The organism is Methylobacterium sp. R2-1 (assembly GCF_014191355.1).
Lineage (GTDB): Bacteria > Pseudomonadota > Alphaproteobacteria > Rhizobiales > Beijerinckiaceae > Methylobacterium.
This window is the reverse complement of record NZ_JACHWM010000006.1, coordinates 148,556-162,210: the sequence shown is the minus strand read 5'-3', so window position 1 is coordinate 162,210 and position 13,655 is coordinate 148,556. Positions and strand designations below refer to the sequence as shown.

Here is a 13,655-nt window from a genome sequence, read left to right as displayed (position 1 = left end):
GCATACTCCCCCTCCTGCGAACACCGAGTATATGCAGGTATATGCAAGCCGAGCAGCTCTCCACCCAAGAAGTAGCCGATCTCGCGGGGGTTCACAAAGATACCCTGCTGCGATGGCTCCGCGACGGAGCCGTTTCCGAGCCCGCCCGTGACGGTCGCGGTTGGCGGAGCTTCTCGGTAGCTGAGGCCGGAGCGATCACCCGTTTCGCAAAGGAGCGGGCTTGCGCCGACGTCGCCGCAAGCACTGAAGCGGCCGACCTGACGATAGAAAAACTCAACGGATTGGATTGGGACTTCCACGCCGCGAAAACTAACTACCTAACACACGGTCTGCACCCTTACCCTGCGAAGTTTATCCCGCAAATTCCGAACGCTCTTATTCAGGAGCTTTCATCAGTCGGCGACACAATCGCAGATATTTTTTGCGGAAGCGGGACAACCCTTCTGGAAGCCCTTCAGCTGAAGCGGAATGCTGTTGGCGTTGATGCCAACCCACTAGCCGCCCTCATCTCTAAAGCAAAAACAACAACTTTATCGAATCGTCAAATCGAAATGGCGCTTCGCCATCGCGATGAATGCCTACATATATCGAGAACCATCAGGCCGCGAGAGGGCAATCTCTTCTATGATGGAAAGCCATTTCTATCGGCGGCTTGGCGTCCCGATGCCGACATGTGTGAGTTCTGGTTCGAGCCCCATGTGGTCGAAGAGCTAGCCGAAATTAGGCTGCGGATGAGTCTAATCAGCGACGAAAAATTACGCATATTCTGCTCAGCCTTATTATCAGCTATAATTGTCGCTGTTTCGAAGCAGGACTCAGACACACGCTATGTCAGGAGAGACAAGCAAATTCAGCCTGGGGACACTATAAGGCGTTATATCAGCCAACTAGATAGTGCGATACCGGCAGCGGTTGAATTGTCCGACATTGTAGAAGACAGATTTTCTTGCCGAATATACAACGAAAGCTTGCTCGACGCCCCTAAAATAGGCCCATGTGATTTGGTCGTTTGCTCGCCGCCATATCCCAATGCTTACAGCTATCATCTATACCACCGCACCCGCATGCTCTGGCTCGGATACGACCCTGAAAAGTTCAAGAAGGAAGAAATAGGAAGTCACAGAAAATACAGCGCTAAAGGCTCGAACAGAGCTACTGCAGAAACATTCAAACGAGAGTTCCGATTTATATTCACGTGGCTGCGCACGTATCTCAAAGACCGCAAGTATGCTTGCTTCGTCATAGGCGACTCTACCATCAACGGTGAGCGCATAGACAATGCGGCCTTATTGGCTGAGGCGGCTTCACAAGTGGGCTTTCAAGAATGCGCGCGGATCTCACGGGAGCTGCAGGCAACCAAGAAGTCTTTCAATCCGAAGATCGGCAAAATACGAAAAGAAAACATTCTTATCCTGCAGAAAGCACGATGAAATGCAAAAAATAAACTGCGACATCAAGCCTTACATCCAACCCTTTGAACGCAAACTTGCTCTTGCTGAGCTTCGTTCTCTCACCGGCACAGATCCCCATCCAATCGACGGGTCCGCAGATCGGGCTTCGAAGTTCTATGTTCCGCTGAACTCTGGAGTTGAGGTACTGCAATCTCATCTCGCGTATTGGGAGATAGTGGACGGAGGCCGCCCGGAACAGACACAGCAGCTGAGGAGAGAAGCTACTTACGCGATAGCGCGGAACGGCGTCTCCCTCAATGAAATGCCGGCACATATCTCCTCGATCCGGGAACACAAAGCGCCTAACAAGCGGTGCCTCCGCTACGGAACGCATGGCCTGCATGAATATCGAGGTAAGTTCTTTCCGCAGCTCGTTCGATCTCTAATAAATATTGCGCGGGTCCCATCAGATGGTACCGTTGTCGATCCGATGTGCGGGAGCGGCACCACAATCGTGGAAGCAGCTTCTTCGGGCCGGACGGCTATCGGCTTGGATATGAATCCGCTATCCGTCTATGTATCCAAAGTAAAATGCGACCTTCTACACGCGGATCCGCGGATACTAATCACAGACTTTGAAATATTGACACAGGGCCTTCGCCGCAAGGTTCCCGACTTGAGTGCTCGCGGGCACTACAACTCTCTGCCGACGAAAGATCAAGAATACTTATCTCAGTGGTTCGACATCTCTGTTTTGAAAGAACTCGATTTTGTGGAGAGTTGTATCCGCACACTTCCGCATATGCACTCACAGGATTTGTTTACCATATCCCTGAGCAACATTCTGAGGGAAGTTTCATGGCAGAAAGATGCTGATCTACGTGTCCGCAAGGAACAGACGACGATCCCCGCAGGCTTTGTGATAAAGCGGTTTCTTGACGAGGCGCTCCGGTCTGCAAAGAGCGTTGTAGCCTTTCTGACGGAAAGCAGCGCAGGAGTGCCTGGGCGACACAAAGTGATAGAAGGCGACGCTCGGACTGCCTGCGCACTTCTGCCTGATCACTATGGGGGCGTCGACGCCATCATCACATCTCCACCTTATGCAACCGCGCTGCCTTATCTCGATACAGATCGTCTCAGCCTGATCTACCTCGGCCTATTGAGTCGCCCTGAACATCGAAGCCGGGATAAGTTGATGATCGGCAATCGCGAAATCACAGAAAAAACACGCAGAGGAATGTGGGAACACTATAAAGGAAATAAATCTTTCCTACCCGCGTCCATTCAGGATCTAATTGACAGAGTTAGCCGTTTGAACGATGGGCCCGACACCGGGTTTAGAAGACGAAATACGGCCGCTTTGCTCGCCAACTACTTCTTCGATATGAGGGAAGCAATCACGCAAAACTACGGCCTACTAAGATCGGGCGGCCAAATGTTTATGATCGTCGGTAACAATCGTACAGTCGCCGGCGGGCAGGAGGTTCTAATCGAGACAGCTAAGCACCTCGCCGAGCTTGCTATGGGGGCGGGATTTTCGCTCACCGAAATGCTTTCAATGGAAATGCTCAGCTCACGCGATATATTCCGCGCCAACGCCACCCCGTCAGAATTCGTCATATCACTGAGAAAGAGCTAGTTAGCATTTTCGCTTTACTCATGCATGGCGTCCGCCACGACTCAGGTCAAATGGCGGGGCGGACGCCTAGATGTTTCTAGTAATAGCCGTAGCGTTTTTTTGAGTTCCGAACAGCCGTTTTGCAGACTCGATCGAAAGTAGAAAACTGTGTCGTTCCCTGAGGTATTATCTCGACATAGTATTCGTAGCCGGCACTTGGATCGACTAGCTCAAGGCGCAGTATGTCCCCAACGTTAGCCGCGCTTCTGATTGCCTCACTCCCGAGCCGCAGATCACGCTTTGCCTTCCACCCCAACAACGAGACGGTTAATATTTCTGACCCTAACCTGACGCGGATGCCTTCTCGCCGGTAAGTTGTCGGTGTTTCGACGAAGCGGCCATCCCACCCCCAAAAATCTGGCTGCTCATCTCGCGCTTTCAGCGGGATGAATATCTCTGGCGAACGCCTCGACGTCCCGGTAGTTGTTTGCCCGACTCCCACATCTGTTTGCTGTAGCGTTAAACAGAATCCTCGAACGGCAAGTGCCGGCTCAGGGGCGGCTGTTACTGGTGCTGATTGACGCGGAGATTCATCCTGCTCATCAATCTCCCTTCCGATTACCTTGGCTTTCCTAGGGGGAGGCTGAACGGGTACGAAGGCGAACGGATTCTCCGTAGGGCCTTCTCGACCATTTTCTCGCGTCCGGCCGGCACGGGCGACCTCCCCATCTTGTGCATCGTCTGCATCTTCAGCGGCTGAGAAAGACTCGGTTGGAACCATCCCGAGTGCACAGAGCCGGTCGAGAAGCGGTTCGTCGAGCCGGAAGGCCGTTCTTTCAGATGTATCTGCCCACGTGTCGAGTCGAGATTCGATCTCACGCAGGATTGTGTTGTCACTATCGACTTTTAAATCCAAGCTAATTCGGAGAGCGGCCTCATAGTTTGTGAACAGCCCACCCTCTGTCAGATTGCCCGAGCCGACGAGCACCTCCGCCGCCGTGTCGGAGCGGAACAGATACAGCTTCGGGTGGAATGTGGAAAAGGCCCTATTATGAAATATTACAACTTCGCAGTTATCCTCTACTGAACCTAGTAAGTCGGCAAGCCCCTCGCGCGATGTTCCAAGATGGTCGATGCCGGCAATTATTTGAAAATTGCTGTCTTTCGCGAATTCTTTTAGATCATCTACGATGTGCTTTGTGCCTGAATGCTTCACAAAGGCGACAGCAGCTCTGAAAATTGGCCACTTTGCAGCGAAATTTTCCTTCAAGAAATCGCCAAGCCTTTGGTTGCCTGCAGGTTGATGAAGAAAATCCACGCTGTTGGCCCTTTCGTTGCGCTCCTCTCTGCTAGCAATCTGATTCGCGTTGCGCGGTCTAGACTCGCCCCCGTCGCCATTGAGGTGGCTTCGCGTGGTACGGGCATACTTTGATCGCTTCAATCTCGATACGGCGCAGTCGACCTGCTTCAGCAAGTACGAGTTGGCAGGGAGCCGAGGCGATTCGCGTTCGAGACGATTATCCTTCCTACGTATGTCTACCGATGCGGTAGTCGGCGGGTTGAGCAGGGTCCGATGCGTGAAACAGCGAGATGGGCGGCGTCAGCTATCATTTGACCGTCGTAGCCCTCCATGAACTCACCCTGCGGGTAGGATTCGCTGAGTAGGTCAGTGAGGCTCCCTGGACGAGGTAGCGGATCATCGCCACCCGTCAGCTCAGCATTCTCGCGCGAGCGCATGCGAGGCGTGGCGGCCGGGTTGCTCTCGACCTCGGCCGAGTTGGATTGGGTCGACGGCCCTCAGATCGGCCTGCCGACGAGTGTTCTCACCGGCCGCGGCTTATCCACGGCCTGATGGACTCCGCATGACATAGGATTCAAGCGGATACAGACCGATTGTGATGGCCCCGATTCCTTTGGACAGCCCGCGCTTCCTTCAACCGTTTTGACCAACGCGCACTCCTATTCTGCTTGGCGGACTCGGTCCTTTCAGCGACAGCCTGAACGGCATTGTCAGCGCATGTCAGGACGTGAGCAGCCCATATATCCAACGCAGACCTACGCTCAGCTTCATACTCAGCATGTTGGTACCGCCCCATAATGCCCGGCATCGTGTGAGCTAACACTTTGTCGGCGACGTGAGGATGCACGCCAAGACCAACCATGCGGGTGGCGATCGTATGCCTCAGGTCGTGCCACCGCCATGCGGACACGCCGCTAATTGCATCAACCGCCTCCTTCGCATTGCTAAAGCCCGAGAACGCCGTCTTTCCGGTGGTCGTGAAGACGAATTTGCTCCCCGGGTATCGAGCTGCCCCGTCGCGGATTTTACGAAGTAAGGTGCGAGCGGGTTCGCTCAGGTGCACCACATGCCGCTTATGGTTCTTCATGCGGCTGCCGGGCACTGTCCAAACTATCAACTCGGCGTCGAGCTCGCTCCATTCCATTTCCGCAACCTCGTCCCGCCGCATGCCCGTAAGCATGAGCAACTGCGCGAATGGGCCGGAAGGATATGGGCGGAGAGCAGCGGCAGCGTACACAGCTCCAATCTCGTCGTCTGTTAACACCCGGTCCGGCATGGCTGCGGCCGGACGCGGAACGCCGAGGAACGGATTGGCCTCAACGCGCCCGGTTTTCAGCGCCCACCCGTACATGGCCGAGCCGTAAGCGATCATATTGCGGGCGGCGCCTCGCTTGCCGGCAGTCTGCAGTTGCTCTGACAAGCTCACGACCGCCTTTCGTGTCAGATCGGTTGCCGGGGCCGCAAGGTAGGCTGCCAAGTCACTCCTCAGAGTCGTGGTGGCGTTTCGCCGGTAGTCGGGGCGCTTCATCGCGAGGTGGAGCCGGTCCCACGCATCTATGAGGTCGCTGACGGTGAGCGAGCCATCATGCGCCACTCCTGCTCGCTTCGCCTGCTTCTCTGCCTTCAGGTTACGCCCCTTACTCCGAACATCGTGCAGGAGGTCAGAGGCACGCTCCCGCGCCACTTCCACCCGCATGTCAGGCCACGTACCGCCGGGAATTGCAATTCGTTGGCTCTTTCCGCTTTCGTCGGTCCACCGCACGTGGAAAGTCTTGGTGCCCGCCTTCGTCACATTGACCATCAATCCGCGTCGCTCGGTGTCAGCCACGAAACGCGACGGCTTAGGGCCTGCCTCCGGGTTATCAGGGTCCACGGATGTGAGCTTCTTCAGGAACGCTTCAGTGAGTTTGACGGGGGCCATGTGGGGGCGCTCGAAACGACTAGATGACGACTTGAGTGGGCCGAACCTGTGCGAACGACCACGAACGTCGTTTAGCCACGCATCTCTCTAACTACAAGGCAGGGAACGAGTTTTTCGTCCGCCTTGAGCACGGGAGGCAACCACAGAACACGAACAGGCTCTTACTACGAATCTGGGGGTCAGAGGTTCGAATCCTTTCGGGCGCGCCATTTACCACAAGGACTTACCGGTCCCTAGCTTCACTCCCGCAGCTTTTGCGGACCCCATGCGGACCTGCCTGCGAAAGTTCGTTGCCCAGGTCCGACATATCTGTCGCGGGCGACTTTTCCCTCGAATTTCAGATCTGGGCGGTACGCGCTTCAGCTCCGCGATAGCGCTTCATAGCTATGGTGCTTGATGCCGGTCAGCTGCGCACATGCGAAATTCGTCGGAAGGCTCCCCACGGGTGATGGGCTCATCCTCGGGCATGAGCTTGCTGCGGCAGACCGCCGTACCTTTGCACTTGCATGAATCGCCACTAGCAGACACCTAGAGCCATGCGAGGCAATCGGCGCGATTACATTGCCGAATCCATTACAGCCCGCTGTGTCACTGATCAATTTGCACGTAACACTTCCTGCTTTTCCGTGATTTAACAGGCGAATAGCTCATTCGGAGCCTCGCCAATGCGCAAGCTTCATCGCCACGTCACTGTCCGCGTCGAGCGCGAGACCGCCGAGACCTTTCACGCCGTGATGGCCGGTAAGGGACTCACGGCCAGCGCTTATCTGCGTGACGCGATCCGCTCCGCGGTTGCCGCGAATGACAGTGCCCCGCCGTCGCCTATCTCGCTTCCGGCAGTCGCGTGATGGGGCGCGGCTCGATGTTCGGCACCGCCCGCGCCGCTGCAATCGCGGCTGCCTGCTTCTCGGCCGCACCGGCCCTGGCTCAGTCGCAAGGCGATCTTACTTCCAAGATCAACGCGCTGCTGCCAACCAACAATCGCGGGCAGATCACGGCCGCGAACATTCGCGACGTGCTCCTGACGTTCAACGACGCGCGGGGGCGGGCAGGCGGGTTCGCTGAACTCGGCCCGGACGGCAAACTCGCTCCCTCGCAGGCGCCGGACTTGTCGTCCCAGACGGTCGTGCCAAATAGCTCGGCCGCGTCGGGAACTCTGGCGAAGCTGTTCGCTGATCGCATCACCCGCGAAAGCCCCATCATCACCGGCCTATTGCGGCAGACCGATCCTGTCGCCTGCCTTTCCACCAGCGGCAAGTGGACGGGCGACAACACCGCGACGTGGGTTCCGAGCTGCCTCGGCGTGTTTTCTGCGACCTCCTCCTCCGCGATCCCCGTTCACGCGACGCGCGGAACGGCTTCGAGCAACGACAGATACCCCCCGTCCAACACGGAAGGCGTCCCCTTCACGCGGGGCGGCTCGTACCACCTCATCAACGGCCGGGGTGACGGCGCCATTCAGCAGCAGGTCAGCGGCTCCTTCATCAATATGGATGTCGTCGGCGGTCCGGTTTCGCAGGCCAACCCGTCCAATGCGCTGTCCCCCAACACGACAGGCATTCTGATTTCCGGTCACCAGCGCCCCGGACCTAATGGCGAGCAGCCCCCGACCTACTGGGGGCTCAACATTGATACAGTGATTTCACCAAATTCTAAGCAGATCCAGACGTATGGCATAGAGCTGGATCACAGCAACTTCAACACCGAATGCGTTGTCGGAGGTGATCCGGCACCAGGGCAGCAATACAACTGCACCTCGGCGTGGGTGTTTTATAGTGGCATCAACCCTTTTCCGAATCTTGCTGTGCATTACTTCGGAAACCCTGAGACCTACCATTATGGCGGTACTCTGACGTCATCTGGAAAGAAGTTCACATGGGTGAGCGACTTAGATGGCAGGGGGCGTTTCGACCACAAGATTGCGTTTATTGATTTCGCGGGCCAGAGATTTCGCGTGACCTGTACAGATGGGCCGACGTGCGAAGCAGACCGCGATATCGGCACTGTCACCACTCCCGGCGCGTGGACGGGCCGCGGAGCAATGGCCCATTACGGCCTGTTCTTTCAGGACGGACCCGGAGGAACGTACAATCAAGATATTGACTTCTACATGGCAAATTCAGCCCATACGCTTATCAAGGCAACGGGCAACCACCGAGTCGGCTTAGACTTCTCGCAGGACGCCATGCCCATTGCCGCATACTTCAAGGGCGGCCAGCAGGTCTGCTATAACGGCGCGGCCATGTGCATGAGCTACAGCGCTGGGCTTAACTCCATCCTGCTTTCACCGACGACAGACCCGGCGGCGCAGACCTTCCGTGTCGATGCGGGCGGCAACCTGACCATGAACGGCACGCTGACAGCGAGCGGCAACGTCTCGACGGGATCTTACTTCGCCAGCGGTGTGCAGGGCGTGTCCTGCACGGGTTCGTTCTCCAGCAATATCCAGGTCGTCGGCGGCATCGTCACGCGCTGTTGAGAGGTCAAAATGAAGCGCATCATTATCTCGGTGTTTGTCGTCGCGGTTTGTTTCCCGGCCGCAGCTCAGCAGCAGCCCGACCCTGCGCAAGCCGCGCTCTCTCAGATGTTGCAAGAGGCGCAGGCTCGCGAGGCAAACAATCTCGCGCAAGCCTATACTTTCCGCTCCCAACTCGATGCCGAGCGCAAGCGCGCTGATGCAGCCGAGGCGAAGTTGCGGGAGTCCCGGACCAAGCCGGATGATGGCAAGGACAAGGGCTCGGCCGACAAGCCGGCAGGCCAGTCTTCGGGGGCAGCATTCTCCCCCCAGTTCAACGACGAGTTCGATAAGAGCGGCAAGGCGGGGAAGAAATGAAGAGCGGCGCCGCGCCCTTGTCCGCCGGCACTGAGCAACGCCCGGCCATGGATGCTGCGCGCGAGGTCGAGGGCGCGGCGGTGCCGCTCCCGCCTGTCGTCCGCGAAACCGACGCGACCCGCATCAACGCAGCGGTTGACAATGGAGGCTCCCGTGTCGGCAGGCTTTGATACCTCCATTTACAAGCTGCCCCAGCAGGAGTCGGTTGAAAACCGACTGTTGGCATTAGGGGGTGCTAGCCGTTTGGCTACGGCCGTAGAGGCGGACCAATTCGCCCTTGAAATGCGCCGCCTCGACAGGCTGCATCAGTCTGTCGGCTCCCTCGCGGCAAACCCGAACTCAACGGTTGACGATGCGCACCGTGCTCTCGGCGATCTCGTCGCCATCGGCGCAATCCCCAAGGATCAGGCGCAGCATTTCACGCAACAGCTTGAAGGACTGCGTGCCAATCCGACCGGCTTCCGGAGCTACCTCAATACCCATTTGGGCAACTTGCAGGACGCGCGGACCAACTTCTCAGCAGCCTATGGCACGCCCGACGTGCAAGACCTCGGCGACAACGTGCTGACCCGCACCGTCTCGCCGACGATGGGTGTTCGTCCTATGGCGGTTTCGCCAAAGACCCTCACGCCGCAGGACAAGGCGGCCCGCGTGCCGATCTTCCAGAACGGCCAGCCCGGCACCGTGCAGAACAGCGGCCTGACCGATCGGTACGGCAACGCTCGCACGGTGCCCCTTGGCGGGGCACAAGCCGGCGCTGGTGGCGGGGCGGGCGGTATGGCTCCGGCCGGCTTCACGCCGACGGCCCCCGGCCTGGGGCAGGCCCGTGTCGCGGAGGGCGGCGCGGATCAGTACGTGCGCGACCTTCAGGCGGCGACGAACTCAGCCCCCGAACTGGCGAACCTGTCGGCCGCGCTCGGCAGCCTTCAGGGCCTCGGCAGCGAGGGCACTGGCCCCGGCACCGCCGGACGGAAGCGGATCGCATCGTTCCTCAACTCGGCCGGGCTCGGGCGCCTGCCGGGCGTGGACCTGAAGAAAATCGAGGATCTGGACGAGGCGACCGCCTACCTCAACAGCGCGGCCAAGGCGGGCACGCTCAACCCGGTTCCGGGGCAGGCTCCCGGCGCTGGTGCTCCCACCACGCCCGACATCGGCGAGATCTCGCAGCCGGCGGCCATCAACCTCGTGCGGGCGCAGATCGGTCAGAAGCGGCTTCAGCAGGCACAGGCCCGGTCCTATCGCGGCCAGGACAACGGCGCCGGCTACGCGCAGCACGCCGCGACCTTCGCGGGCGAGCAAGACCCGCGCGCCTACAGCTTCGATCTCCGCACCCCGGCCGAGAAGCAAAAACTGCTCGACAGCCTCGGGCCGAAGGACGGGCCTGCCTACAAGAAATTCATCCGCTCCCTGCGCTCGGCGCACGACCTGGGGCTGACCAATGGCGGACAGTAGCGCGCAGGGCATTTCCGAGCGCGACCGCGATTTGCTGATCCGCACCGTTTACGGCGAGGCAAACGGTCAGATCCCACGCGGGCAGGCCGCGGTTGCGCACGTCATCCTCAACCGGATGGCAGCCGACGGCTACCCGAGCGACGTTTCCGGAGTGGTGTTCGCTCCAAGCCAGTTCGAGCCGTGGAGCACGCGCCGCGGCGAGCTGATGGGCCTGTCTCCGAACTCGCGGCAGTACCGCGAGGCGGCGCAGACCGTCGATGACGTGCTCGCGGGCGCTGTCCCAGATCCGACCGACGGCGCGACGCACTTCCTCAACAAGCGCACCGTGCTCAATCGATCCGGCCGCCTGCCGCGGTGGGCGCAGGGCGAAGGACAGGACATCGGCGCGCACACCTTCCTCAAGCCGAACGGCGCGGCATCGAGGCGCCCGGCCCTACTCGCCCCGCCGGAGCCGGGCGTGCCTGCGACCTTGGAGGAGGCCGGCATCATGCCGCGCGGCCCGGCCTCGCCCTCGACATCGAAAGCCTCTGGGATGCCCGACACGTCGGATGATGATCTTCTGGCGCTCTACGGCGTCGGCAAGCCAGCCAAGGCGAGCGGCACCGCGAAGGCAACAGGCGCGAAGCCGTCGGTTACGGTGTCCGCGCTCCCGGCCGGGGGCGGCGGCCTGTCCGACGATGCCTTGCTCGGCCTCTACATGGCACCTGGGACCGGCAAAGCCGCCGAGCCGGCCACGCGCACCGCTCAGCCCGCGCCGGCCTCTGGCGCCCCTGCAATGCCGCTGCAAAGCCCTGACGGGATCGTGGATGGCAATACGGGCGCCCTCGTCGTCGCCGGCAAGCCGCTCACGGACAACACGTCGGGGCTGTGGTCGGGGTTCAACAATCTCGCCAACGGCGCCCTGCTCGGCGCCGGCATCCCTCTCGCGGCCGGTGCGGCGGCGCTGAAAGAGAAGCTGACGAACGGCGGGGATCTCGGCAACCTCTACACTCAGGCGCGGGCGGCTTTCGGCGGGGCACAGGATCGCTTCCGGCAGGAGAACCCCGGCACAGCGCTCGCGACGGAGCTGGGCGGCTCGATCCCGACGACGATCGCGGCGACGGCCCTCGGCGGTGCGGCGCTTGGCGCGGGCGGCAACGCGCTCCTGAACGCCGTGGGCGGCACGCGCGCTGCGGCGCCTCTCGCAGCGGCGGGGCAGTTCGTGACGGGTGCGGCGGGGCAGGGCACGGGTGCGGCGGCACTGGCAACTCGCATCGCCTCTCGCGCGGTGGCGGGCGCTGCGGCGGGCGGCTTCGGCGGCGCGATCAATACGGGGCTGACCGGCGGTGACATAGGCGACAACGCGCTGATGGGAGCAATGGTTGGGGGCGGCATCGGCGGCGGCCTGCCCGCTGCCGGCGCGGCTATCGGAGGCGTGACTAACCGCCTGACCGGCGCAACCTCCCCTGAATTGGCGCAGCTCGCCCGCGCGGCGCAGGATCGGGGCTTCCCGGTGCGGGCGGCCGAAATCTCGAACAGCCCGCTTGTCCGCGGCGCTGATGCCGCTCTCTCTAAGATCCCCGGCATGGGTTACGGCGGCATCGACGCAGCCAAGCAAGGTGCGCTCAACCGCGGAGTGGCACAGGTCATCGGCGAGGATGCCGCGCGCATCACGCCCACCGTCATGCAGACCGCTCGTGACCGCATAGGCAAGGTGTTCGATCACGTCGCCAAGGACTCGTGGGTGCGGGCCGACGACGAGCTTTCCGGGGCGCTCGGCAACATCATGGGGCAGGCTGCGGAAGCCCTGCCGCGAGACAAACTTGCGCAGTTTCAGAAGCTCGTGCGCGACGGCATTCTTCCGAAGTTCGGCACCCTCGGCGAGATGGAGGGCTCGGCCTATCAGGTGCTCACGCGCAAGGGCTCGACACTGAGCCTGATGCAGGACGGCGGCGATCCGACCCTCGCGCACTTCGCCCGGCAGGTTCGGAGCGCCTTGGACGATGCTCTAGAGCGCTCGGTCGGGCCGGAGCTTGCCGGCGAGCTGCGGCAGGCCCGCACGCAGTATCGCGCTCTGAAGGTCATTGAGCCGCTGATTGACGATACGTCGGGCAACATCGACGCGACGGCTCTGCGCTCGGCTGTCGGCCGGGCAACGGACGGGATGGCCTACGGGCGCGGCGGGGATCTCGCGGAGCTTGCGCGGATCGCCGGCACTTTCGGGCCGCAGAGGGGCGGCGGCGCGGCTCCGGATACGACGTTCGGCAAGGTCGTAAAGGTGGGGCAGCTTGCCGGAGCGGCAGGCGGCGCGGCCATAGGCATCAATCAGTTCGCCCCCGTCCTCGCCCCCTACGCCTCGGCTGCCGCCCTGCCTGCGGTGGGCGCCTTGGCGGGCGGCCGTGTGGCAAGCCAGATCCTCCGCTCTCCGGCGGTCTCAAACCGTCTGATCGATCGGGCGCTCGGCACCGGACAGGCAGGGCCGCTCAACCGTCTCGCGGCTATTGCGGGCGAAGGCTCCTACGCCCCTGCCGCGGCAACCTACAACCGCACCACGGCGCCGAGCGGTCCCAGCAACGACAACAGCGACGCCGCGCGTCTGATGGAATTCCTGGCGAACCGTCCGCAGCGCCAAGGCGCGCGGGTCAACTAGGCCCGGCCGTGGACGATCAGGCGATAGATGCCCGCGATCAGCATCCCGACGAAGGAGACGGCGACCGTGATGCCGATCAGCCACCAGTGCGAGGCCGTGAGGAGCAGCGCGGCGGCGATCGCCCACGCGGCAATCACGACCAACGAAACGCACAGCATCACCCGCTTGCCGAGCGGGGTGTCTTCCCACTTCGGCGCTGGCCCCTCCCGGTTGTCGTTCGTCGGCCCTTGGATCGGCTGCATCCCTTCAACGTGGCCTGCGCATCCCGCTCGGGCAAGTCTCAATCCAGCCGTGCCCCATCGGACTCTCTTCGGCTGAAGCGCATCCGCCTCACCATGGTAGGAAGCGGTCGGAAGCGGGCCGTCCCGCCAGCATGAATGCGATGGCTCCGACGATTCCCGCGAGCGCCACAAAAACCTCTGCCCCGAACATGCTTTCCCCCTGCCCGGCATGGGCGGGGTACGTCTGGAGCGAAGTTGAGGCGCTACCGCGACCCAGGGCGCGTCTTCAT

At 60.9% G+C, this 13,655-nt stretch carries 10 protein-coding genes; 7 read left to right on the top strand and 3 right to left on the bottom strand.

The window, feature by feature from the left end; genetic code table 11:
- The first annotated feature begins 41 nt into the window (after positions 1-41).
- A complete protein-coding gene (locus FHU13_RS10700; protein WP_183435835.1) occupies positions 42-1,430 on the top strand; it encodes a helix-turn-helix domain-containing protein in 1,389 nt (462 codons plus the stop codon).
- Between the two features lies 1 nt (position 1,431).
- The gene (locus tag FHU13_RS10695) at positions 1,432-3,030 is read left to right on the top strand and encodes a TRM11 family methyltransferase (protein WP_183435834.1); all 1,599 of its coding nucleotides are present in this window, start codon (positions 1,432-1,434) and stop codon (positions 3,028-3,030) included.
- A gap of 76 nt (positions 3,031-3,106) precedes the next feature.
- On the opposite strand, the gene FHU13_RS10690 is transcribed toward FHU13_RS10695, so the two are convergent.
- Positions 3,107-4,327: a phospholipase D family protein gene (locus FHU13_RS10690; protein WP_183435833.1), complete on the bottom strand. Its 1,221-nt coding sequence runs from the start codon at positions 4,325-4,327 to the stop codon at positions 3,107-3,109.
- A 556-nt stretch (positions 4,328-4,883) separates the two neighbouring features.
- The gene (locus tag FHU13_RS10685) at positions 4,884-6,230 is read right to left on the bottom strand and encodes a tyrosine-type recombinase/integrase (protein ID WP_183435832.1); all 1,347 of its coding nucleotides are present in this window, start codon (positions 6,228-6,230) and stop codon (positions 4,884-4,886) included.
- A gap of 665 nt (positions 6,231-6,895) precedes the next feature.
- Between FHU13_RS10685 and FHU13_RS10680 the strand changes: the two genes are divergently transcribed.
- From FHU13_RS10680 to FHU13_RS10660, 5 genes are all read left to right on the top strand, one after another.
- Complete coding sequence (locus tag FHU13_RS10680) at positions 6,896-7,078, top strand: hypothetical protein (protein WP_183435831.1); 183 nt, start codon at positions 6,896-6,898, stop codon at positions 7,076-7,078.
- A gap of 14 nt (positions 7,079-7,092) precedes the next feature.
- A complete protein-coding gene (locus FHU13_RS10675) occupies positions 7,093-8,709 on the top strand; it encodes a hypothetical protein (protein WP_183435830.1) in 1,617 nt (538 codons plus the stop codon).
- Positions 8,710-8,718: 9 nt separating this feature from the next.
- Positions 8,719-9,063, top strand: a complete 345-nt coding sequence (locus FHU13_RS10670; RefSeq protein ID WP_183435829.1) for a hypothetical protein — start codon at positions 8,719-8,721, stop codon at positions 9,061-9,063.
- Positions 9,064-9,216: 153 nt separating this feature from the next.
- On the top strand, positions 9,217-10,515 hold the full coding sequence (locus FHU13_RS10665; protein ID WP_183435828.1) for a hypothetical protein: 1,299 nt from the start codon (positions 9,217-9,219) through the stop codon (positions 10,513-10,515).
- The gene (locus FHU13_RS10660; RefSeq protein ID WP_183435827.1) at positions 10,502-13,144 is read left to right on the top strand and encodes a cell wall hydrolase; all 2,643 of its coding nucleotides are present in this window, start codon (positions 10,502-10,504) and stop codon (positions 13,142-13,144) included. Before FHU13_RS10665 ends, FHU13_RS10660 begins: the two co-directional genes overlap by 14 nt.
- Here FHU13_RS10660 and FHU13_RS10655 read toward each other — a convergent pair.
- Positions 13,141-13,386 carry a hypothetical protein gene (locus FHU13_RS10655; protein ID WP_183435826.1) on the bottom strand — a complete coding sequence of 82 codons (246 nt, stop codon included), beginning with the start codon at positions 13,384-13,386 and terminating at the stop codon, positions 13,141-13,143. The genes FHU13_RS10660 and FHU13_RS10655 overlap by 4 nt on opposite strands.
- Positions 13,387-13,655 lie beyond the last annotated feature (269 nt).

Coding starts and splice junctions, on each gene's coding strand:
- FHU13_RS10700 (WP_183435835.1), top strand. CDS start 42: ATGCAAGCCGAGCAGCTCTCCACCCAAGAAGTAGCCGATCTCGCGGGG.
- FHU13_RS10660 (WP_183435827.1), top strand. CDS start 10,502: ATGGCGGACAGTAGCGCGCAGGGCATTTCCGAGCGCGACCGCGATTTG.
- FHU13_RS10675 (WP_183435830.1), top strand. CDS start 7,093: ATGTTCGGCACCGCCCGCGCCGCTGCAATCGCGGCTGCCTGCTTCTCG.
- FHU13_RS10670 (WP_183435829.1), top strand. CDS start 8,719: ATGAAGCGCATCATTATCTCGGTGTTTGTCGTCGCGGTTTGTTTCCCG.
- FHU13_RS10680 (WP_183435831.1), top strand. CDS start 6,896: ATGCGCAAGCTTCATCGCCACGTCACTGTCCGCGTCGAGCGCGAGACC.
- FHU13_RS10685 (WP_183435832.1), bottom strand. CDS start 6,230: ATGGCCCCCGTCAAACTCACTGAAGCGTTCCTGAAGAAGCTCACATCC.
- FHU13_RS10695 (WP_183435834.1), top strand. CDS start 1,432: ATGCAAAAAATAAACTGCGACATCAAGCCTTACATCCAACCCTTTGAA.
- FHU13_RS10655 (WP_183435826.1), bottom strand. CDS start 13,386: ATGCAGCCGATCCAAGGGCCGACGAACGACAACCGGGAGGGGCCAGCG.